17 protein-coding genes are annotated in these 23,756 nt (G+C 43.2%); 8 read left to right on the top strand and 9 right to left on the bottom strand.

Features of this window, described 5'->3' with window-relative positions; genetic code table 11:
• Nucleotides 1-69: 69 nt before the first annotated feature.
• Complete coding sequence (gene bioA, locus ACRRS0_RS10905) at nt 70-1,356, top strand: adenosylmethionine--8-amino-7-oxononanoate transaminase (RefSeq protein ID WP_432453188.1); 1,287 nt, start codon at nt 70-72, stop codon at nt 1,354-1,356.
• A 51-nt stretch (nt 1,357-1,407) separates the two neighbouring features.
• On the opposite strand, the gene ACRRS0_RS10900 is transcribed toward bioA, so the two are convergent.
• Complete coding sequence (locus tag ACRRS0_RS10900; protein ID WP_432453189.1) at nt 1,408-1,776, bottom strand: hypothetical protein; 369 nt, start codon at nt 1,774-1,776, stop codon at nt 1,408-1,410.
• A gap of 153 nt (nt 1,777-1,929) precedes the next feature.
• Here ACRRS0_RS10900 and asnS point away from each other — a divergent pair, with 153 nt between their 5' ends.
• Nucleotides 1,930-3,330: an asparagine--tRNA ligase gene (asnS, locus tag ACRRS0_RS10895; protein ID WP_432453190.1), complete on the top strand. Its 1,401-nt coding sequence runs from the start codon at nt 1,930-1,932 to the stop codon at nt 3,328-3,330.
• Nucleotides 3,331-3,516: 186 nt separating this feature from the next.
• Nucleotides 3,517-4,200, top strand: a complete 684-nt coding sequence (locus tag ACRRS0_RS10890; protein WP_432453191.1) for a DUF3334 family protein — start codon at nt 3,517-3,519, stop codon at nt 4,198-4,200.
• Between the two features lie 210 nt (nt 4,201-4,410).
• Here ACRRS0_RS10890 and ACRRS0_RS10885 read toward each other — a convergent pair whose 3' ends face one another.
• A complete protein-coding gene (locus tag ACRRS0_RS10885; RefSeq protein WP_432453192.1) occupies nt 4,411-4,950 on the bottom strand; it encodes an NAD(P)H nitroreductase in 540 nt (179 codons plus the stop codon).
• Nucleotides 4,951-5,142: 192 nt separating this feature from the next.
• Complete coding sequence (locus tag ACRRS0_RS10880) at nt 5,143-7,167, bottom strand: oxidoreductase (RefSeq protein ID WP_432453193.1); 2,025 nt, start codon at nt 7,165-7,167, stop codon at nt 5,143-5,145.
• A gap of 157 nt (nt 7,168-7,324) precedes the next feature.
• Between ACRRS0_RS10880 and sppA the strand changes: the two genes are divergently transcribed.
• Nucleotides 7,325-9,157 (top strand): signal peptide peptidase SppA, encoded by a 1,833-nt coding sequence (gene sppA / locus ACRRS0_RS10875; RefSeq protein ID WP_432453194.1) that lies wholly within the window; start codon nt 7,325-7,327, stop codon nt 9,155-9,157.
• An 81-nt stretch (nt 9,158-9,238) separates the two neighbouring features.
• Complete coding sequence (ansA, locus tag ACRRS0_RS10870; RefSeq protein ID WP_432453195.1) at nt 9,239-10,249, top strand: asparaginase; 1,011 nt, start codon at nt 9,239-9,241, stop codon at nt 10,247-10,249.
• A 3-nt stretch (nt 10,250-10,252) separates the two neighbouring features.
• Here ansA and ACRRS0_RS10865 read toward each other — a convergent pair whose 3' ends face one another.
• Complete coding sequence (locus tag ACRRS0_RS10865) at nt 10,253-10,528, bottom strand: YeaC family protein (RefSeq protein WP_432453196.1); 276 nt, start codon at nt 10,526-10,528, stop codon at nt 10,253-10,255.
• Nucleotides 10,529-10,704: 176 nt separating this feature from the next.
• Here ACRRS0_RS10865 and ACRRS0_RS10860 point away from each other — a divergent pair, with 176 nt between their 5' ends.
• On the top strand, nt 10,705-11,523 hold the full coding sequence (locus ACRRS0_RS10860; protein WP_432456182.1) for a DUF2989 domain-containing protein: 819 nt from the start codon (nt 10,705-10,707) through the stop codon (nt 11,521-11,523).
• A 10-nt stretch (nt 11,524-11,533) separates the two neighbouring features.
• Here the strand turns inward: ACRRS0_RS10860 and msrB are convergent, their stop codons facing one another.
• From msrB to malQ, 4 genes are all read right to left on the bottom strand, one after another.
• Nucleotides 11,534-11,932 carry a peptide-methionine (R)-S-oxide reductase MsrB gene (msrB, locus tag ACRRS0_RS10855; RefSeq protein WP_432453197.1) on the bottom strand — a complete coding sequence of 133 codons (399 nt, stop codon included), beginning with the start codon at nt 11,930-11,932 and terminating at the stop codon, nt 11,534-11,536.
• Nucleotides 11,929-14,028: a glycogen debranching protein GlgX gene (gene glgX, locus ACRRS0_RS10850; protein ID WP_432453198.1), complete on the bottom strand. Its 2,100-nt coding sequence runs from the start codon at nt 14,026-14,028 to the stop codon at nt 11,929-11,931. Before glgX ends, msrB begins: the two co-directional genes overlap by 4 nt.
• Nucleotides 14,029-14,074: 46 nt before the next feature.
• On the bottom strand, nt 14,075-16,285 hold the full coding sequence (gene glgB / locus ACRRS0_RS10845; RefSeq protein ID WP_432453199.1) for a 1,4-alpha-glucan branching protein GlgB: 2,211 nt from the start codon (nt 16,283-16,285) through the stop codon (nt 14,075-14,077).
• Nucleotides 16,286-16,456: 171 nt separating this feature from the next.
• Complete coding sequence (gene malQ / locus ACRRS0_RS10840; RefSeq protein ID WP_432453200.1) at nt 16,457-18,652, bottom strand: 4-alpha-glucanotransferase; 2,196 nt, start codon at nt 18,650-18,652, stop codon at nt 16,457-16,459.
• Nucleotides 18,653-18,969: 317 nt separating this feature from the next.
• Here malQ and gap point away from each other — a divergent pair, with 317 nt between their 5' ends.
• Together gap and ACRRS0_RS10830 are read left to right on the top strand one after the other, a co-directional pair.
• The gene (gene gap, locus ACRRS0_RS10835) at nt 18,970-19,965 is read left to right on the top strand and encodes a type I glyceraldehyde-3-phosphate dehydrogenase (protein ID WP_432453201.1); all 996 of its coding nucleotides are present in this window, start codon (nt 18,970-18,972) and stop codon (nt 19,963-19,965) included.
• 63 nt (nt 19,966-20,028) lie between these two features.
• Nucleotides 20,029-20,877, top strand: a complete 849-nt coding sequence (locus tag ACRRS0_RS10830) for a D-hexose-6-phosphate mutarotase (protein ID WP_432453202.1) — start codon at nt 20,029-20,031, stop codon at nt 20,875-20,877.
• A 71-nt stretch (nt 20,878-20,948) separates the two neighbouring features.
• Here ACRRS0_RS10830 and ACRRS0_RS10825 read toward each other — a convergent pair whose 3' ends face one another.
• A complete protein-coding gene (locus tag ACRRS0_RS10825) occupies nt 20,949-23,450 on the bottom strand; it encodes a pectinesterase family protein (RefSeq protein ID WP_432453203.1) in 2,502 nt (833 codons plus the stop codon).
• Between the last annotated feature and the right edge of the window lie 306 nt (nt 23,451-23,756).

Here is a 23,756-nt window from a genome sequence, read left to right as displayed (position 1 = left end):
CGGCTAGTCTATCCACAGCCAGCCAGCTGTCAACTTCAAATTACCCAAAACTTTACTAACGGTTAAATAATGAGCACAGATATTCAGTTCGATCAAGACCATCTTTGGCATCCTTACACCTCATCAATTGCTCCTCTGCCCTGTTATGCGGTGGCGTCAGCATCCGGCTGTGAAATTGAACTCGAAGACGGCCGACGTTTGGTTGATGGCATGGCTTCTTGGTGGGCCTGCATTCACGGGTATCAAGTCAAAGAGTTAGATCAAGCCGCCAGCGAGCAATTAGCTAAAATGTCACACGTGATGTTTGGTGGTTTAACTCATCAACCCGCGGTAGAGCTTGCCAAGCGTTTAGTCGACTTAACACCAGCATCCTTAGAACAGGTTTTTATTAGCGATTCGGGATCCGTCGCGGTGGAAGTGGCCTTGAAAATGGCCTTGCAGTACTGGCATGCTAAAGGCCAAAAACGGACTAAGTTTGCCACTATTCGTCACGGTTACCATGGCGATACATTTGGCGCTATGTCAGTATGCGATCCGCAAGGCGGCATGCATCAGCTTTATCAAGGTTTCCTGCCTGAACATCTATTTTGCGCTGCACCACAAACTCGCTTTGATCAAGCATGGGATCCAAAAGATTTTATACCGATGCAACAGATGTTAGACGCCCACCACTCACAAATCGCCGCGGTAATTATCGAGCCCATTGTACAAGGTGCAGGAGGGATGCGAATTTACCATCCTCAGTATTTAAAACAACTAAGGCGTCTTTGCGACCACTACGGATTACTGTTGATTGCCGATGAAATCGCAACCGGGTTTGGCCGTACTGGTAAACTGTTTGCCTGTGAACATGCCGATATTGCGCCTGACATACTTTGTTTAGGTAAGGGACTTACTGGAGGCTATATGAGTTTGGCCGCCACTCTCACCAGCAAAACCATTGCCAACACCATCTGTAGTGGCGAGGCTGGTGTATTTATGCATGGTCCGACATTTATGGGAAATCCCCTCGCCTGTGCCGTTGCCTGCGCCAGTATCGACCGACTCCAAAATGGGCCATGGCAACAACAGGTCGCGGCTATCGAACAGCAACTAAAAAAACAGTTAGCGATTTGCCAACAGCTTAACGCGGTGGCCGATGTTCGGGTATTAGGCGCGATCGGGGTCGTGGAAACTGAGATGGCGGTAAATGTCGCTGATATTCAGGCCAAATTTGTTGAACTTGGAGTATGGATCAGACCTTTTGGAAAATTAGTCTACATCATGCCGCCCTACGTGATCAGTGCCCAACAACTCAGCAAATTATGCCATGCTATCTATACTGCGTTAGCTGAACTTGATACAAGACATGACTAACTAAGTAGGGTCTTTGGTTGGCGATAACTTGAAGGACAAGGCGCTACAATACTAAGAAAAAACATTTAAGTAGTATGCAAACAAAGTGGTTAACACGATCAAAGCTAATAAGCCCATGTTAATAATGAAATGATCCCCCTTGCGGCGGGATCGACTCCAATTGAAGCCGATCGTGGTCAGAGTAATCCCACAACAAGTCCACAACAAATAAACAAACACCGTTCGCAGGTTTTCTTGCCAGTGATCACGGTAACCCACCCCATCATTAGGTTGAAATGCCGAATAGGCTATTTCCGGACGAGCGTAGTGATAAACGATGAGAGCTGCCAAGAAAGCCCCCCAAGCTAACAAAGAAAACAGCACAAATAATTTTTGTAAGCCGTCTGGGCCCTTTCTTCGCTCGATTCGTTTTTTTGGCATTCGCTTACCTATATTCTGAATACTCAGCAGTTTAATTAAGATAACATAGCGATTTCTAATGTTTTATCAATTTTTACTTGAGTCTTTGGCCTCACCAAGTAACATTGGTTCCCTTATAATTTTAGCACTATCAGATTGGAGCAATTGTTTGCTATGACGCATTCTTCAGTGACAGACGTATTGAGTGGTAAATTCAGCGTTGGTCAACAAGTTACTATCAAAGGGTGGATCCGCACTCGCCGCGATTCTAAAGCTGGTCTTTCTTTTTTAGCCATTCATGATGGCTCATGTTTTGAGGCAATTCAGGCGGTCGCTCCCAATACTCTATCTAATTACGAGAATGATGTGTTAAAGCTTACCGCAGGTTGTTCGGTAATGGTTAGTGGTGAAGTGGTAGAATCCCCCGGACAAGGCCAGTCCTTTGAAATCCAGGCCGAGCAAGTTGAAGTGCTGGGTTGGGTTGAAAATCCCGATAGTTACCCAATGTCAGCCAAACGCCACAGTATTGAATATCTTCGTGAACATGCCCACCTACGACCACGCACCAATGTCATTGGTGCCGTGACCCGGGTCCGAAACTGTTTGGCGCAAGCGATTCACCGCTTCTATCATCAGCAGGGTTATATGTGGGTAAGCACCCCAATCATTACTGGTAGTGATACTGAAGGTGCAGGTGAAATGTTCCGCGTATCCACGCTAGACATGAACAACTTACCTTTAGATGACAAAGGTGAAATCGATTATCAACAAGACTTCTTTGGTAAAGAGACTTTTCTTACGGTATCCGGTCAATTAAATGTGGAAACCTACGCCTGTGCATTATCTAAGGTCTACACCTTCGGACCGACGTTTCGCGCTGAAAATTCAAATACCAGTCGCCATTTGGCCGAATTTTGGATGGTTGAACCAGAAGTCGCCTTTGCCGATTTAAACGATGCCGCCAAACTCGCCGAAGATATGCTTAAGTATGTATTTAAAGCGGTATTGGACGAGCGCATGGATGATATGAATTTCTTTGCCCAGCGGGTCAACAAACAAGCCGTGAGTCGCCTACAAAATTTTGTTGAAGCAGATTTCGCGCAGGTCGATTACAGCGACGCAATTCAAATTCTAATCGATTCCGGTCGCAAGTTTGAATTCGACGTAGAATGGGGCATCGATATGTCTTCAGAACACGAACGCTACTTAGCCGAAGAACACTTCAAAGCTCCGGTGGTCGTCAAAAACTATCCCAAAGACATTAAGGCCTTCTACATGCGCCAAAATGACGATGGCAAAACTGTTGCGGCCATGGATGTATTAGCACCAGGCATTGGTGAGATAATTGGTGGTAGTCAGCGCGAAGAGCGTTTAGACGTGCTCGATAAACGCCTCGCTGAGCTGGGCTTAGATAAAGATGACTACTCTTGGTATCGCGATCTACGTCGTTACGGTACTGTGCCGCACTCAGGCTTTGGTTTAGGTTTTGAACGTTTAGTCTCTTATGTTACCGGTATGACCAATATTCGCGATGTAATTCCTTTTCCACGCGCACCTAAAAACGCAGAGTACTAAACTCTCAGGTATGATTGGTTATTTGAAAAGCCCCAAAGACTGGGGCTTTTTTGTACCTACTTTGTTAAGCATGAGCTTGATTGAGTCCTCATAGAGGATAAACAAAACTATACAGCACCCGACACATCATCCATACTTAGGCGCATTAATAATGTAAAAGTCATCGCGATTTTAAGAAGGACCTACATGAAAAGATTGAAAGTTGTCACCACTGAAGATGTATTATTAACCCTCTGTAATTCCGTCACCAATGTCTTAAGTAAGGCGACCGCCAGTGACATTAGATTCTCAGCGATGGTGCAAAAAATTAACAAAACCTGTTTAAAACCCGACATTGGTTGTTTTGTGTTATTCGATGGTGGATTCTCTGGTTTAGTGGTAATTAATTTTACCGCTCCTGCTGCCATGGAGATTTATAGAAATTACATGTTGCATATGGGGATCCCTGAGTCAGAACTAGCACAACAACATACAGCCGACGAAGTGGGAAATGTTATGGGTGAGTTGATGAATCAGATGGTCGGCTACTTTACCGGAGTGATCGGCAAAGAATTGCAAACTTCGCTCACCCAGAATCAACCCAAAATGTTAGCGTTAAACAAACAGGTATTAATTTCTATCGATACCAACTTGGATCGCCCACAAGCTCGCCGAGTAACCTTTACCACCGCAAAAAATAACATCTTTTACTTGGAGTTGGCGATGGACAAAACTGAGTTCATTAAGTTGCATGAATTTGAAACAGAAGATGATGTTGATCCTGATGCACTAATTGAGCAAGCAGCTCTCGATAAAAAATCAGAACAAGCCAGTATAGCCACTGCGACCGCAACTATTGATCAAGATTTACTCGATGAGCTCGGTATTTAAGCCTGTCGACTGAACCTATTGATTAAGTGATATCGCTATTTTTCAGTCTAAACCGAAGTAACTGTAACTTAGGTTTAGACTGAAAGTAACCAGTCATGCGATAAAAAACGTAATAACCCGCGACTTCAAATAGCCATCAATGTCTCTGTATCAAGCAACCCTGCAAGTCTTGAAATCGATAAACAAGCCAAATGACATTTCCCGGGAAAACTAAAGCCAGCTAATATAATCTTTAAAGGCTAACTGTTTATGTTTATTCGGTTTTACTTGGGGACTGCCTAAATACAAAAATCCAACAATAGACTCTTGTTCAGCGAGTCCCAATTCGTCGTTAACAATTGAGCTATAAGCCATCGCTCCTGTGCGCCATATTCCGTTATAACCTTGAGCAAGCGCTGCCATTTGCATTGCTTGTACAGCACAACCGGCAGAGAGCACCTGTTCTATCTCAGGAACTTTGGTATGCGATTTAGGTGATGCGATCACAATCGTAATCAGCGGCGCTCGAAAAGGCATCGCTCTCGCTTTTTCTTCATCGGCTTGCTCGGCAAACGCCGCTTTTTCAAAAATGGAGGAGAGTCTAGTGAGCCCTTCACCACTCACATGGATGAAACGCCAAGGTGTTAATCCACCGTGGTCAGGCGCTCGTAAACCTGCATTCCAAATTACTTCTAGTTCAGCCCCCTCTGGAGCTGGTGCGGCCAAACGCGCACAAGACTGACGCTCTAATAATAAGTCTAAGGCGTTCATTGTGATCCTTAAGAGTTAAAATGTAACACCATTGTGATTGAAATATCATAAAAGTAAAGCGCTGCTTGCCCCTTGTTAGCTAAAGGATTAACAAGCCCACATTAATCAAAAATGTAGCTATAACGATAGCTTGTGGGGTTCAAACTGCTTGCTCTTCAGCGATGTGTAAGCCTAGATAACCAGCATGACTGCTTATATCATTGCGGCCAATTCAGCGCCTTGACGAATAGCCGCTTTTGCATCAAGTTCTGATGCCAAAAATGCCCCACCAATCAGATGCGAATGACGACCTAAAGCGCTTAGTTCTTCATGCAACGAACGTAAGCTTTCTTGGCCTGCACACACCACAACATGATCAACTTCCAATACCGATTGCACGCCATCGATTTTGATGTGTAAACCCTGGTCGTCAATTTTGAGATATTCAACCCCAGCAAGCATTGTGACCCCATTTTGCTTTAAACTTTCACGATGGATCCATCCTGTGGTCTTACCAAGCCCCTTACCGACCCTGCTCGCCTTACGCTGACACAGAAAAACTTGTCGTAAAGGATGATGCTTTAAGACCTCCTTTTTCAAGCCACCAGCATTGGCCATAGAAGAGTCAATGCCCCAATTGTCTAACCAACGCTCAAGATTGGTGGCTAAGGACGGCTGTTGTTCCACCAAATACTCAGCCACGTCAAAACCAATACCACCTGCCCCAATAATTGCAACCCGCTCCCCTACTGTTTTATGATCCTTTAGTACATCTAAATAGTTATAGACCTTAGGGTGCGCGATGCCTTCGATGGGCGGCGTTCTCGGCACAATCCCAGTAGCGATCACCACTTCATCGACCGACAACTGGGCCACCATCGCCGAATCTAGCTTAGTATTTAGCTTTAAAATTATCCCTAAATGTTTAATCTGATTTGAAAAATACCGCAAAGTTTCATAGAACTCTTCTTTACCAGGGATCTGCTTTGCGTAATTGAATTGTCCGCCAATCTGATCTGCCGCATCATAAATAGTCACCCGATGCCCGCGTTGTGCTGCATTACAAGCAAAAGCTAATCCTGCCGGACCCGCGCCCACCACCGCAATGTTTTTAGCGTCCATCACCGGCGAGAACGTTAACTCGGTTTCGTAACATGCCTGCGGGTTCACCAAGCAACTGGCGCGCCGTTGTTTAAACACATGATCTAAACATGCTTGATTACACGCAATACAAGTATTAATCAGCTCAGACTGGTCCGCTTTAGCCTTTTGTACAAACAGCGGATCGGCAAGTAAAGGTCTCGCCATCGATACCATATCCGCTTGGCCAGAACTTAAGATGTTCTCAGCAATCTCGGGTGTATTAATTCGGTTCACCGCGACCAAAGGAATACTAAGGTGTTGTTTTATTTTTTCCGTCACCCAAGAAAACGCACCACGCGGCACACTCGTCGCGATGGTAGGCACTCTGGCTTCGTGCCACCCAATACCAGTGTTCAGTAGTGTCACCCCCGCCAGCTCCAAAGCTTTTGCTAAGTGAATAACTTCTTCTAACGTACTGCCTTTTTCAACCAGGTCTAACATCGATAAACGAAAAATGATGATGAAATTTTGCCCCACAAGAGCCCGAGTTTGTTTCACTACCGCCAACGCGAATTTGATACGATTACAATAGCTACCACCCCAGCTATCATTGCGTTGGTTGGTTCGCGCGCAAATAAACTGGTTAATTAAATAACCTTCCGAGCCCATAATTTCCACACCATCATAGCCAGCACGTTGAGCAAGTTTCGCGCTAGTTGCAAAATCTTTAATGGTGCTCAATATTTGTCGCTCGCTCATTGCCTTAGGTTTAAACGGGTTAATTGGCGCTTTAATCTTACTGGCACTGACCGAAAATGGATGATAAGCATAGCGGCCTGCATGCAAAATTTGCAGTGCTATCTTTCCCCCCTGTTGATGAACTGCCTCGGTGATGAGGCGATGTTTTTTGATTTGCCATGGAAAACTGAGCTGGCAACCATTAGGCGTTAATCGGCCGCGAAAGTTTGGCGCAATCCCACCAGTGACGATCAAACCAACACCTCCCTTTGCTCTCTGCGCATAAAAGGCTGCAAGTTTGGCAAAACCGCCTTTCTCTTCCTCTAAGCCTGTATGCATAGAGCCCATCAATACACGGCTAGACAACTGGGTGAAACCTAAATCCAGGGGCGCTAATAAGTGCGGGTATTTGGTCATCTCTGGCACCTCAACTTGATGATTAATGTTATTAAACTGTTAATAGATTATCGGAAGTAAACTCACGTTTCAAACATTTGTTTAAATAATTCAAGATGCCTGTTTATCGGGTCTATGTTAACGTTTATCCATCGTTGACTTTAATAAGTGGGTCCCAGTGTTTAAATTTATAAAAAACCTCTTCAGTCTATTCTGGAAAAGCTTAAATTTTATTCGTTCACTGATCGTTAATTTGTTACTTATCGGCATGATAATTATCGTTGTCGTAGCGATAAATCAAGTGAGCGAGCCGCCAAGCACTGAGCCAGAAGCTTCGGCGCTACGCATCAATTTAGATGGTCAAATTGTAGAACAACGGCAACGACTTAACCCAATGACGGAACTAAGTAATGAGTTAGTGGGTAATCCTCAGGAAAAAGAAATCGATCTACAACGCTTGGTTGACACCATCGATGCCGCCGCAACAGATAACAATATTACCGGTATTATTCTATCACTGGACCAACTTCCACCGACCAGTCAAACCAAACTCGCTATCATTGGCCAAGCTCTGGAACGATTTAAAAGCAGCAACAAACCAATCCTGAGTTACGCTGACTATTATGATCAACACCAGTATTACTTAGCCAGCTTTGCCGACGAATTGCTACTCAACCCTAAAGGCGCAGTATTGATGCGCGGTATTAACTCTCGTCGTTTATTTTATAAAGATGTTATCGACAAGCTTGATGTGAGTACTCATGTATTTCGGGTTGGCACTCACAAATCATTTGTTGAACCCTACATACGCAACGATATGTCACCAGAAGCGAAACAAGATTTAGCCCATTGGATGGATCAGCTGTGGCAAGGCTATTTAATTACCGTTGCTCAAAATCGTAAACTTGATGCCCAGCAGCTAGTCCCTGAACCAAAGCGACTGATACAGCGTTTAACCACGGTTGAAGGCGATTCAGCCCTCTATGCAGAACGCTTTGGTTTAGTTGATCAACTGGTTACACGAGATCAAGCAAAACAATATTTTGTTGAACAATTTGGTGAAGCCGATAACAAGCTAGGTTATCACTACCTCAGCTACCAAGATTACGCCCAATCAAGAACTTTAAGTCATAGCGAGGCAAACGATAACAAAATCGCCCTGTTAGTCGCCCAAGGGCCGATCGTTTCGGGCGAAGGTGAAGAGAAGGTAATTGCCGCTGATACAGTGTTAAGACAACTCGACCAAGCCCTGCAAGATGACCAAGTCAAAGCGTTGGTGATGCGGGTTGACAGCCCTGGAGGAAGTGCCTTTGCCTCTGAGCTGATCCGCAATAAACTCCAGCAATTCCAAACCAAAGGGATCCCTGTCGTGGTTTCTATGGGCAGTGTTGCTGCTAGCGGCGGATATTGGATTTCTGCCAGTGCCGACCAAATTTTTGCCAGCCCAACCACCATTACGGGCTCGATTGGTATCTTCGGGATGTTTGCCACAATCGAAAACGCGCTAGCAAAACTTGGGGTCCATAGTGATGGCTACGCCACCACCACGCTTGCAGAACTAAGTCCTTTTCAAGCCCTTCCGGAGGAGTTAAAACAGCTTATTCAATTAAATATTGAACATGGATATCATGACTTCTTAAACTTAGTTTCAGAGGGACGCGGCATCGAAATAGCAAAATTAGATAAACTGGCTCAAGGACGGATCTGGACTGGCAAAGACGCTTTGGCAAATGGTTTAATCGACCAACTTGGTGATCTGAATGATGCTATCGCCTATGCGGCAAATATGAGTGAGCTACAAGACTATCAAATCGACCGCTTAACCGTTCCGCTAAATCCGAGAGAGCAATTCATTGCCCAATTGTTTGACTCCCAAATTAGTCGCTCACTAGAAGCTTTGATTCCCCATTGGCGCTTATTAAAGGCTCTCTCTGAACAAGCACCCGCCCTCGAAATGTTTAACGATCCACTCGGACAATACAGTTACTGCGCTATTTGTGAACAGCTATAAACTACAGCATTAACGCTACGCAGTGATTGCTTTAACAAAGCATCAGACTATAATTTCAAAAAATTTTTGAATTATAGTCTGATGAACCGAAAATCTATTTATATCGCCTATACAGGCGGTACCATTGGTATGCAACGCAGCGAACAAGGCTACATTCCTCAAGCGGGTTTTATGAGCGATTGCTTAGAAGCCATGCCTGAATTTAAGCGTGAAGAAATGCCCCTGTTTACCGTACATGAATTCTCACCCTTAATCGATTCTGCGGACATGGATCCTCACCACTGGCAATTCATCGCCGATGACATCCAAGCCAATTATGAAAAATACGACGGATTTGTAGTACTACATGGCACCGACACCATGGCATATACTGCATCAGCGCTGTCTTTTATGTTGGAAAACCTTAGCAAACCAGTGATAGTCACCGGCTCTCAAATCCCTTTAAGTGAGCTGCGTTCTGACGGACAAACAAACTTATTAAATGCCTTGTATCTAGCCGCGTACTATCCGGTTCATGAAGTATGTCTATTTTTTAACAACAAACTATTAAGGGGTAACCGCAGTACTAAAGCCCATGCAGACGGCTTCGATGCGTTTATGTCACCAAACTTCCCCCCGCTACTGAAAGCCGGTATAGATATTGAAGTTATTGCCGGAGAAATAAAGCCCACTGGCATTAGTGCACTACAGGTTAGCCCCATCGTCCCACAACCAATTGGGGTCGTCAGTTTATATCCAGGGATCTCTGCAGAAGTATTAGCTAATTTATTACAACAGCCAGTTAAGGCCCTGATTCTATTGAGTTACGGCGTGGGGAATGCCCCCCAGCATCCAGCGATGCTCGAACAACTAGAGCAGGCCAGCGAGCGAGGGATCATTGTTTTAAATTTAAGCCAATGCTTAACCGGAAAAGTTAATATGGGGGGCTATGCAACCGGTAATGCCTTGGCTAAAGCTGGGGTCATCAGCGGTGGGGATATGACCACCGAAGCGGCTTTAGCTAAGTTGCATTACTTACTAAGCAAAAACCTACCAAGTATGCGAATCCGCGAATTACTTTGCCAAGACATTCGCGGCGAGATTTCAGTCTGAATATCAAGATTGAGTAAGTTGTACAATCACTTGCTCATCTTTATATTGTCGTTTCAGTTCCTGTTTGGACTTCATCACTAATTCGCCGTCAGTACCAACCGTAAAGTGTTGTGGTTGATGGTTATGCTTGGCTTGATACAAAATAACCAACTGTTGAGTATGATCTCGCTGCTCAGCATTCAGTTTTTTACCATCAGGCCAACGCCCGGTTTCAACAGCATTCAGCATGTTTTGGTAAATTTCGGGGCTCATTGCAGCCAACAATTTCTCTACATCCATTTATCACTCCTATAATCTAATAAGAACATTAACAAACCAGTAACCAACTGCCAAGCAATAAGCAAGCGAACAAAAGAAAATTCAAGTAACGCTGAAGACAACATAAAATAAAAATATGCTAACCTTAGCTGCATCGCAATATACTAAAAATAATACAGGAATAAGACTTGTCTACCATGAAACTAACTGGACGTTTTTTATGTTTACTCTTACCGTTAGCACTCAGTGCTTGCGATCTCCGCTTTAATATTTTCAATTTTGGTAGCCTATCGGCCAAAAAAGTCTGTAACAACAATCCGGAATTATGCGAAGACCTAAACCAAGATGGCTGGTGTAAAAAAGAACGTTCAGCCGTCATACTCAGCCGTTATAATGAATCCAAAGAACCTAATGACCCGCACAAATACCAACTCATCAAAGATTATAAAGACTATAATGCTTGTATAGAATTAGCAGCGAGTATCGAACCAAGATACGACAAATCACGTAAGACAAAACGAGTGGTTGGCATGTTAACGTCGATAGAAGAATTGGCCCGCCTAGAAGCCGAAACTACAAATTCAGATTATCCGTTTTTACTCATGTATCACTGGAAGCAGCTCCGCGATAAGCAAGCTAAACAACGTTTCTTGGCTTTAGAAGGTAGTGATGCTTTAAAATCACCTGAATTACAGTGGACACTTGCCATGTATTACAATGGCAAGAACGCGAAAAAAACCATCACTATATTAGAAAATACCTTCAAGCTATTTCCTGAAGATGAAACCATACCAGCTAAATATGCCGAAGCGATTGTTTCTCAATACATGGTATTAAAAGACTACAACAATGCCTATATTTGGGCTCAAATTGCTTCCCAGTTTGATGATCATATTCAACAGGATTATTCAGGTCTCAATTACCAACTAAACCTGACGGAACAACAACAAGAAAAATTGGAAGAACAAGCCGAGACCATTGCTGAACAAATAATAAATAGACAATATCGTTTGTAAACTTCTCCGTCTATTTGGCCTTAAAGTCGAGCGCTACCGAATTAATGCAATAGCGCTCGCCAGTTTCCGTTGGGCCATCATTAAATACGTGGCCCAAATGAGCATCACAAGCTTGGCAACGCACTTCTACCCGTTCCATATTATGACTTTTGTCACTTATAAACTTAATTGCTTGATGGTCAGAAACACGATCAAAACTCGGCCAGCCACAACCAGAATCAAATTTTGCGTCAGATTGAAATAACACCTGTTGACAACAAACACAAGCATAACTGCCCTGTTCTTTGTTATGTAATAACTTGCCACTAAACGGACGTTCGGTCGCCCCTTTTCTTGTGACTTGGAAAGTTAATTGATCAAGTAGCTGTTGCCACTCCTGCTCTTCTTTAAACAAAACACGATGACTCATGAAGGAATTTGTTCTAATAGTAACATGGAGTTGGCACTTAACTTAAGGCTGTCGGGGGCAATAAGTTTCTTCGAATAAATAGCATTATCAGTGGCTGTGTCCATTTGTTGCACCCAAATAAAACTACTTTCTACATTCGGAATGGTGAAATCAATGGGGTGATCACAGGCATTAATGATCCAAAACCAACGTTCTTTCGGGTCTCGAACAGAACGTAATTCCACTGCAACCGACCATGCGTGGGCATCATGCCAGTCTTCTTGGCGCATGTGTAAACCATCATGTCGATACCAACGAACACTATGGTGCCTATAATGGGATTTCTCGTAACTATCATTTTCCAATTGCAAATGATTAAATAACGGACAACGCTTACGTAATTTAATCAGCTTCTGCGTAAAATCCAAAAACTGTTGCTGCGCACTATCCAAGGTCCAATCAAACCAACTAATCTTATTATTTTGACAATAAGCATTATTATTTCCTTGCTGGGTGCGGCCCAATTCATCCCCACCAAGAAAATGAGGAACGCCTTGAGAAAGCATCAGGGTCGCCAATAAATTTCGTTTCTGTTTACGACGTAATGCCAAGACTTTCTTATTTTCAGTTACGCCTTCAACACCGTTATTTGCTGAAATATTATGCCCATGTCCATCCCGATTCTCTTCGCCATTCGCATAATTGTGACGTTGCTCGTAGCTCACTAAATCTTCTAAAGTAAAACCGTCGTGGTAACAAATATAATTAACACTGCTATGGATACTTCTTCGGCTAGCAAGAAACATATCTCTTGAGCCCATCATTCGAGTAACCATCTGGCCGAGCAAACCGTGCTCTCCTTTCCAAAATGCTCGACAAGTATCACGAAATCGATCGTTACATTCCATCCAACGCTCAGGGAAGCGACCTAATTGATATCCATCTTGACCAATATCCCAAGGCTCAGCGATTAACTTAGCTTGAGACAAAATGGGGTCTTGTGCGATCGCTTTGAAGAATGCAGCATGACTACTAAAATGATTATTTTCTCGGCCCAGGCTAACCGCTAAGTCGAACCGGAAGCCATCGACTTGCATAACATCTACCCAATAACGCAAGCTATCAAGCACTAAGCGCAGTCCAATGGGGTGATCTAAACTCACACTATTCCCACAACCAGTATTATTCGTATACTGACTATAATTAGGGCTGTCACCAATCTGCTCAAATAAATAATACCTTTTGTTATCAAGTCCGCGATAACACAACGTTGGCCCATCCGCACCCGATTCTGCTGTGTGGTTAAACACCACATCCAAAATCACTTCTAAACCATGGCGATGAAATTCACGGACCATGGTTTTAAATTCAACTAAGGCATCATTTGCTGCATAACGCGGCTCCGCGGCCATAAATAAAATCGGGTTATATCCCCAGTAGTTACTCAAACCTAAAGCTTTCAAGCGAGGCTCAGACATAAATGCTGCGATAGGCATTAATTGAATACTGGTAATGCCCAAGTTTTTAAAATGCTCAATGCTTGGGGCACTCACCAACCCCAAATAACGCCCCTGTAATTCTGGATCTACGTCCGGTTTTAATTGACTAAAGCCTCGAACGTGGGTCTCATATAAAATAGTTTCATGGCGTGGGATATTGGGTTTACCGACTCCTTGCCAATCAAAGTCGTCGTCGACAACAATACACTTCGGAATCATTGTCACATCATCCTCTTGATAGGCCTTTGCATCCCAAATCAAAGGCCGAGAAATCGCTTTAGCATAGGGGTCTAGAATTAACTTGCGGGGATCGTACCAACAACCGTGTTCAGGTTGATAAGTTCCGAATACTCGATATCCGTAATACTGACCCGCTTTAATTCCTGCGATGTGACCAAACCTTATCCCTCCCTGCTTACTCGGTAATACAATCCGTGATATCTCGTTTTCATCCGAGTCAAATAGGCACAATTCAACGTGTTTGGCATCACCCACGTTAATTGAAAAATTACAGCCATTTTGATCAAGGCTTGCCCCAAGGGGAAAACTACAGCCAGGTGAGACTTGCTCTGCACTCAGCCGAATGGGTAGTGCTTGAAGTTGACTTTTTATAGACATGCGAACCTTACTTCCCCCCTCGTGTTACAAGGGGGCTTGTCAAAAACTAATCTATTTTGATTAAATACAATGTTGCCAACGGAGGCAAGTTTAATATGATGGAATTTTCTCGACCATGGCCAGTAATCGCCTCACTTTGGAACTCTATGCCTGCATCATAATTCCCTCCCCAATACAGCTCTGAGTCGGTATTAAGGATAATCCGATAGCTACCTTGCTCTGGCACACCCAGACGATAACCATCTCGAGGGACTGGTGTAAAATTACACACAACAAACAAGCTTTCTTGAGAACTTAACGCATTACGCTGAAATGCTAGAATGCTGTTTTCCCAGTCATCTAAATCTATCCAAGTAAATCCTTGGGTATCATAGTCACCTTCATACATAGCAGCATGACTGCGATAGACGGTATTCAGTTGTTTAACCAGTGCTTGTTGACCTTGATGTTTAGGGTATTTCAAGACGTTCCATTCTAGACTCGTGTCATGATTCCATTCACTTGACTGCGCAAATTCGGTCCCCATGAAATTGAGTTTTTTGCCAGGGTGGGCAAACATAAACGCAGTATACGCGCGTAAATTTGCCGCTTGCTGCCACTCATCACCTGGCATTTTACCAATCAATGAGCCCTTACCATGAACAACTTCATCATGAGAAATCGGTAATACGAAGTTTTCATCGTAGTTGTACACCATCGCAAAGGTAATTTCACTGTGGTGATATTTTCTAAAGGCAGGGTCTTTTTGCATATAGGTCAGGGAGTCATGCATCCAACCCATATTCCACTTAAACCCAAAACCAAGGCCACCGGTAAAGGTTGGACGAGAAACGCCAGCAAAAGCAGTTGACTCCTCAGCAATCGTCATCGCATGTGGATACTGGCGGTATACCTCTTCGTTAAACCATTTTAGAAGACTGATTGCTTCATAGTTATGATTACCACCGTCAACATTTGGTACCCACTCACCTTCTTCCCGTGAATAATCCCAATATAACATCGATGCCACAGCGTCAACGCGTAAACCATCGACATGAAATTTATCCAACCAAATTAAGGCACTCGCCACTAAAAATTGACGAACGGTATCGCGTCCAAAGTCATAAATGTAAGAGTTCCAATCATTATGCCAACCACGACGGGGATCTTCATACTCATATAAAGCCGTACCATCAAATTTAGCTAATCCATGGGAATCACTCGGAAAATGTGCAGGTACCCAATCAACAATCACACCGATACCATGCTGATGACATTGATCAATCAAATATTTTAAATCATCTGGATTACCGAAACGACTCGTGGGTGCAAACAAGCCAATTGGCTGGTATCCCCAAGATCCATCGAAAGGGAACTCAGAGATTGGTAATATCTCAATGTGGGTGTAACCCATCTCCTTAATGTAATTAACGAGTTCGACAGCCAATTCACGATAACTAAGATACTGATTTTCTTGCCCTTCAACTTTTCGTTTCCAAGATCCCAAATGCACTTCATAGATGCTCATTGGCTGGGTAAGTTTGTCATTCAGCTGTGATTCAATCCAAGCTTGGTCGTTCCATTGATATTGGCTATGATCCCACACCACCGAAGCAAAAGACGGATATTGCTCCGCGTAAAAACCGACAGGATCAGTTTTATGCGGCAAGCTGTTCCCGTGTAGATCTTTAAGTTCATATTTATATTTAGTTCCTGCCGCCAAACCCGGAACAAATAATACCCAGTGACCATCTAAAGAACGCTGCATCGGCATGCGACGCCCATCCCATTGATTGAAATCACCAATCAAGCTCACACTAAAGGCGCTTGGTGCATATACCGCAAAACGCACCCCATTCACTGATACGCCGTCTACCACTAAACTTTTGACTTGGGCCCCAAGTACCTGATAAATATTTTCAGGCGCATGGGACATAGTTGCTAATCCCTCATAGGCCTCTTCTGTGAACTGATAGGGATCGATAACTGCGAGAGTGTGTTTGCCATAATCAACTTCGAGGCAGTAGTTGAAACGTTGCTCAGTGTCGAACTTCAACTCAAACAACCCCTGCTTAGCGAGTTGTTGCATTGAACCTAAGATTTCTCCCGATAAAGATTTAACCGTAATCGCTGTAGCATCTGGTTGCCAAGCTCTTAAAACCAGCCCTGATTTATTTTTATCTTGATTTAAACCAAGCACACTAAATGGCTCTTTTAAGCGAACATTAGACAACTGTTGAACTAACCGAGAAACCTGAGAAGACAAAGATCGTTTCATTATTTACTCACCTTAAGATCCTGAGAATATGACAATTTACTAAGTTAAGCTTAGGTTAGCGCAAGTCACCTTGCTTTTCTGCATAAATGACCACTAAAGTGAGATCGAAAGCATTTTCATAAGCAAAAAAAAAGCGCTCCAAAGAGCGCTTGATGATATATAACACAAAACTTAACTGGCTTTAAGGCGAGCGTCAGTGAGTTGCTGCATTAAATGTTGTACATCATCATTACCAAACAAGTCCGCTAAATTCCAAGTTAATTTCCGGCGCCAGTTGGGATATTCGCTAGATGTACCTGGAACATTCACCGGTTTATCCATTTCCATCCAGTCTTCCAATTGAACTGAAAGTAAATTACAACTTCCTTTCGCCATATGAACTTGAATACCGTAATTCAATCCACGGTCCATTCCGACCCAATTCACATCACGAGAAATATAATCAGGAATACTGTGATGCCCATGCAGTGAATCAAGTAACTTCTGTTTGTTGTCATGACGGCTTTGATAAAGACTTTGTAACACTGCTTCATCGGGGTAAATCCCCAATTCACGACCTAATGCCAAATCATCACAATGCCAGAAACCGCGTAAAGTCGGCATATCATGAGTGGTCACCGCGGCCATTGCTTGGCTTGGATAATGAGACGGCGAAATATAGCCGCCATCAGCAGCTTGTTCAAAGAAGAAAATTCGGTAAGAGTGAACCCCATTTTCTTGTAAGATTTCAAAAATTCCATCAGGAACGGTGCCCAAATCTTCACCAATGATCAAACATTGATTACGGTGACTTTCTAAGGCAAGAATACCTAACAGATCTTGGATCGGATAATAAATATATGCACCCTTATCGGCAGAATCTTCTACAGGCACCAACCAAAGTCGCAATAAAGCCATTGCATGATCGATACGTAAAGATCCACAGGAGCGCATATTAGAACGGAATAGGTCAATCATGGGTTGATAAGCTTGTGCTTCGAGCACTGCTGGATCCATAGGAGGAAGACCCCATTTTTGCCCCAAAGGTCCAAGGATATCGGGTGGCGCGCCAACACTGGCATCTAAACTATATAGATCACCGTTTGCCCAAATTTCAACACTTCCCTCACTCACACCAACGGCTAAATCGCGGTAAAGTCCCATCACCATTCCCGAAGCCTTCGCCACAGCATCAACTTCGGCAAGTTGCTCATCAGCTAACCATTGCAGCCATAGATAAAAATCCACTGCATCTTGATTTTCGCTCACCCACTGAGCGACACCTGGCAAGTGATACTCTTTATATTCATCTGGCCAAGCCTGCCAACCCCAGGCATTACCGATATTATTATACAAATGTTCCTGCAAGGCGTCATAGGTGGCTTGAGCGGCTAAACTTTCTCCACCTTCCTTAATGAAAGACCGAAATGCATTTGCCCTTTTACTACGACCTTTTTGAATGGTTTGAAATTGTTTAAAAACCAATCTCAAAGCTTCAAGTTTCGCTTCGGTAACACCAGTGTAATCAACCCATTCACTTTTACGAAGTTGCTGTAAACGATTCTGGAAAACCGAACTCTCGACCAAAGCCACTGCCTCTGAGTTTGCAAACTCAGCAATCGCTTCTACATCGATATAAACGATGTTTAGCCAGCGACGAGAAGAGGGACTATAGGGGCTTGCAGCCTCTGGGTTAGCTGGATAAAGAGAATGGATAGGATTTAATCCAACAAAGTCACCACCACTAGCTGCGATGTTTTTCACTAACAATTTGAGATCAGAAAAATCACCAATACCCCAGTTTGTTTCACTACGTAAACAATATAACTGGACGCTTGGCCCCCATATTTTTTTCCCAGAAGCAATTTCTGGTTGAATATAAGCCGCTTGGGGCGCAACGATATAACGGGTTTCAGCAAGAACTTTGCGCCCTCCTTTCAACGCCAAACTCAAATGGTGATAGCCAATCGGAAGCTCAATCGTTAAAAGAACGATGTAAGTCTGATACTCAACATCGTGAATCGCATGCGCTTCAACTAGTTCACCATCGACGGGGACAACTTGGCCTTTAAACGCCTCACCTTGTTCCGTTTCTAGTTTCCAACTAAAAGTTTTGTTAGCCAACTCAATTGGAACTCTAATCTCTAGAGGGTATTGCTGTGCGACTCTCACGACTTTAACGGTAGGCATAAGCTGCTGCCAGTAATTTAATACATCCTCTTCATACCTTTGCGCTAATTGCTCTGCATCATCTACAGGGTAACCCAGTGCTTTTAATAATTTTACTTTGCTTTCAGGCACGACCTGAGTCGGATTCCCCCAAGCGTCAACGTAGTTGGTTTCTATGCCGCGAAGCTTTACCAACTGTTCAATGATTTGATCTGACATAACATTTCCCAAGTTATTGCTTTGTATCTAACTAATTATTATTTTTTTGCGTCTGTATTGTACTCATCCTAAAGCTCGATTTATCGATCTAGCACAACATTCGCTTTATTTATTTTATCTGAGATTAGGCTATTTAGGTTGTTTTTTTTAACGACTCACCCAATACTTCCTATTTGGAAAGTAGGCTTGGTCATTTTTAAATCATTAATTGATATCGCGCAAATTAATTGTCGATTCGACTTGAAGAAATTTCAGAATGTTGTAAGTTTACAACCAAATTATACATCTTCTAACAACTAGGAACATTAGGTATCACTATGACAATTAAAGTTGGTATTAACGGTTTTGGCCGTATTGGACGTTTCGTATTCCGTGCTTCTGTTGAGCGCAGCAACCTTGAAGTTGTAGGCATCAACGATTTAATCGACGTTGATTACATGGCTTACATGCTAAAATACGATTCAACTCACGGCCGTTTCAACGGTAGCGTAGAAGTCGTTGACGGTAACCTAGTCGTAAACGGTAATGTTGTTCGTGTAACTGCAGAGCGTAACCCTGAAGATCTTAAATGGGACGCAATTGGTGTTGATGTAGTTGCTGAAGCAACTGGTATCTTCCTAACTGACGAAACTGCTCGTAAACACATCACCGCTGGTGCGAAAAAAGTAGTTTTAACTGGTCCTTCTAAAGACGCAACGCCTATGTTCGTAATGGGCGTAAACCAAGAGTCTTACGCTGGCCAAGACATCGTTTCTAACGCTTCTTGTACAACCAACTGTTTAGCACCGATTGCTAAAGTATTAAACGACAAGTGGGGCATCGAATCTGGTCTTATGACCACTGTTCACGCAACCACTGCAACTCAGAAAACTGTAGACGGTCCTTCAGCGAAAGACTGGCGTGGTGGCCGTGGTGCTTCTCAAAACATCATCCCTTCTTCAACTGGTGCAGCGAAAGCAGTAGGTGTTGTTCTTCCTGAGTTAAACGGCAAATTAACTGGTATGGCTTTCCGCGTACCAACTGCTAACGTTTCTGTTGTTGACTTAACAGTTAACCTTAAAGAAGCAGCAAGCTACGAAGAAATTTGTGCAGCAATGAAAGCCGCTTCTGAAGGCGAAATGGCTGGCGTACTTGGTTACACTGAAGATGCAGTTGTTTCTCAAGACTTCATTGGTGAGACTCAGACTTCAGTATTTGACGCAACGGCTGGTGTTGCCCTAACTGACAAATTCGTTAAAGTTGTATCTTGGTACGATAACGAAATCGGTTACTCAAACAAAGTTCTTGATTTAATTACTCACATTTCAAAATAAGAACTGTAACTAAATTTTCAAAGGCGACCCTTCGGGTCGCTTTTTTTTTGGGGAGAACAAATAATGATTCTTGAACGATTGAACTTACAGGTTGTAAAACAAATCGATAATGCCGTCTTCGAAGTCATGAACACCGCTGGGATGTTATTTTATTGGGTTGACCATCCTAAGGTGAAAGCGCTCATTTCCCAGCAAGGAGCACAATTACTTAGTTTTCGTCCAAATCTTGGACAAGAAAAACTCTGGCTCAGTCCAATCACTAAGTTCGAGCCTGGTAGCGCTATTCGTGGTGGCGTGCCCATTTGCTGGCCTAGTTTTGGCGATTCAAATCCAAGTCTGCCGGGGCACGGATATGCAAGGATCAATGACTGGCACCTGGAAGAAATAGACACCACTGAACAACAATGTAAACTAATATTCCGTTTGAATAGCCGTTTAGATCCCCTTATCGACTTGAAGTGTGAGTATGTTCTGAATCAACAAGCCAGTATTCAATTAACAACGACCAATAACAGCGAGCAAATATTTAGTTTTAATGGCGCGCTACACAGCTATTTTTGCGCAGATGTGGCTAAACTACAGATTACTGGTTTGGGCGATCATTATTTTGATTCAGTCACTCGCCAAAATGTTACGGTCACAGAACCATTCTCTTTAGCACCCCGAACCGACCGAATTTATTTACAGCCAGAAGCAACGACTCGACTCGACTCATCTTACGGTTTGGTCAACATTCATCACCGCGGTCATAATTCGGTCGTGGTCTGGAATCCAGGCACTGAACTGGCAAGCAATATGGTCGACATCCAACAGTACTCAACACAGTTTATCTGTATCGAAACAGCCCTCACCCAAACAACCATCGACTTAGAGCCAAAACAATCCCACAGCCTAGAGCAACAAATTGTATAACGAGCCAGACAAAAAAAGCCTCCGGACAAGCCGGAGGCAAACAACATTATCTTCCTCTCAATCAACTTAGCTTAAGGTTGAGGTTTCCAACCAGATCCATCGTTATAGCTAGCAAATACTTTATCACGAGTTAAATAAGGTGCCGCTTCTTCAGCACTCAGCACAATACCACTTTCGCGTTTTGTTACATCAAGTGCATTACCTGTCAGATCCTGACTTGCGTACTCTCTCCAGCCAGATGTTGCTGATGCTGGTTTCGGCGCAGGTTGACCGTTCACATCTTTACCTGCCCACCCAATATCTGCGATATGTGGACCTACTTGGCTGTTAATCAAGACTACATTATCGTAGGCATTCGATTTACCGCTACTCCGTGCAAAATAGGTTGAACCATCTTTCACAGTATTACCAACAGGGCCTACGCCACTGGTAAATTTACTATTAATAAATACAAATCCAGGATCGCCTTCATTTGCCGTACGAGCCTGTAATACGTAACCACCCGAGGTTTCGACCTCAACGCCAGATTTTGAATCCCCTAAAGTACGGATTTCGCTATTTTCAAACACAGAAGCGACACTGTAACCCCAAATAAAATCGACATTACCAGCCACCAGCGTATTGTAGAACCAAGTGTATCCCTTCAATAACAATGTGTCTTGCTCACTAATAAAGTTAGCGTTTTTCGCGATTAAACGGTATGGACTATTGAAGTAAATGGTTTCAGCTTGGTTAGAGTATGCACTTGAGCGTACATGGGTATTCTTCAGAGTAAGATCTTCCAGCACGAGATTATCCACGGTTTCGACCAAGAATACCGCACGTCCACCTTCGGCTGAAGAAGTGCCTGCAGAGCTCTTACCACCACCGCCGTTTAAGGTGTCATAGTTATCGTATTGAATGAAAGTCTTGTCTTTACCAGCACCTTTGATAGTGACATTATTCACGCTGCGGAGGAACAATAGCCCTTCATAGGTCCCTTCTTGAACGGTAACTGTTTTGGCTGCATTCTTATCGACGTTCTTCATTAAGTAAGTTAACGCCCCTTGAACAGAGGCAAACTGACCAGTAGGACCGACTGTGACATCTGCACCAGTTGCAGGAGCACTCTTTGTTGTGAACTTCCAATTACTATTCGCGCCGAGGCCGACAAAGTTATTTCCGTTCAATTTAGAGCCTTTAACCAGCCCTTCGCCAATTACCACATAATAGCTTGTGCCGTAATCGAGTACGCCGTCGTGCAATGCGATCTTTAAAGTCTTACCATCGTCACCCACACTTAAAGGATTAAAGTTAACCACTCGGCGTTTATCCTGTCCCTCGTAACCAAGAACATTCAGCTCATTCATTGCTTTAATCGTGTCGACGGGATCAGTGGTTGTACCGTTTTTATAAATACGGATTTCGCCAATCTCACCTAAAGTTATATCATCATCAAAAGTGATAGAAAGTTGGCCATCAATAAATTGCTCCGTGCTATCGATTGCTGGCATCAATTTACCACTCAAATCACCATAATCAGCTGTTGGCATTACAAATGCGCGATTAACGGTCACTGCAATAGACTTGGTTAAATCAGCATCCGAACCTGAGATAAAGGTAATCACCGCAGTACCTTCGGCCATAGGCTCAATGGTCACCTGACCATTGACTTCGTTTACCAGCACAACATCTTCGTCACTAGACGAAACCTCATAAGTATCTTCGGTAGTTCCATCGCTTTGTACAGCTGTAACATTAACCACCAACGGGTCTCCCCCTGCAACGGCGTTCTCCCAAGCTGTCGACATATAATCTAAAGTCAATTGTACTGGTTTGATTGTTGGGTCACCTACCTTAATATAATCGATTTCAAAGGCGCGGTTATTCGTAAAGAGACCAAACTTACCAGTAGACTGATACTTATCACTATCGGTTGTACCGATAAACTCACCGTCCAAATATACGCTAAGATGATTGTCGATCATTTCAAATCGAGTCACATACCAAGTACCGTCTTCAAAGGTTTCACTGTCAGTATTTCTAGTTCCTAAGGCAATCGGTCTTTTAGACTGTACTGGCCGGCTAATCGATCCGTCGGTACTTATAACCGCTTCAACTTGAGTACTCGAAGGAGAGTTTTGCACATTCAAGCCACCGCCAAACCAGTTGCCTTCGCTGTCGTAACGGCCCATTAAGAAAATTTGTTTATTGGCTGTGGTACCATTTTGACGAGGACGAATTTTCGCTTCCACAAAATAGTTACCTGATGGAACATCAGCCATTGCAGCATCACTAGCAAGTAGGATCTCCCCCCCCTTACCACCTGCGTTATAACGTAAATAGCCTTTGTTCGCTGGGATATCAAATGTACCGGCTGCGGTACCATCATTTGCTCCCTCAACCGCCAATACTTTCCAATTAGTTGCCATGTTATCCGTTGAGAAGCCGTCACAAAAATATAAATTATCCATATCTTTACAATTATCAACAGCAGGCTCAACCACGATACGGCTGGCGCTATCGTCGTCACTACCACAACCGGCAAGGCCGATAGATGCAGCTAAAACAGAGAGTACAAATCTTTTGTTCATTAATATTTCCTTATCGATGAGTTGCATTTAGCAATACAAATACAATATATGGAAGCACCTTAAAAAAATATTTACTCAGACAACTATGTGATCCACGATTTAATTTAAAACGATTTTTTGTATATTTTTTGAATCTGATCAAATATTTTTAGAACAACGTTTCAATAAGAAACTATTTTGACAAAATAGACAATTATGGTTATTTTTATTTGTGGTAATAAAACAACACTTTAAATTTAGTACAACTATGACAACTAAACCGAAAAACTGAAGCTATTCCAAATTCGCTCTTAGAACAGGTATTTA

This window comes from Agarivorans sp. QJM3NY_29 (genome assembly GCF_050870835.2).
Lineage (GTDB): Bacteria > Pseudomonadota > Gammaproteobacteria > Enterobacterales > Celerinatantimonadaceae > Agarivorans.
The sequence above is the reverse complement of the archived record's forward strand: the minus strand, read 5'-3'. Positions and strand labels throughout refer to the sequence as shown.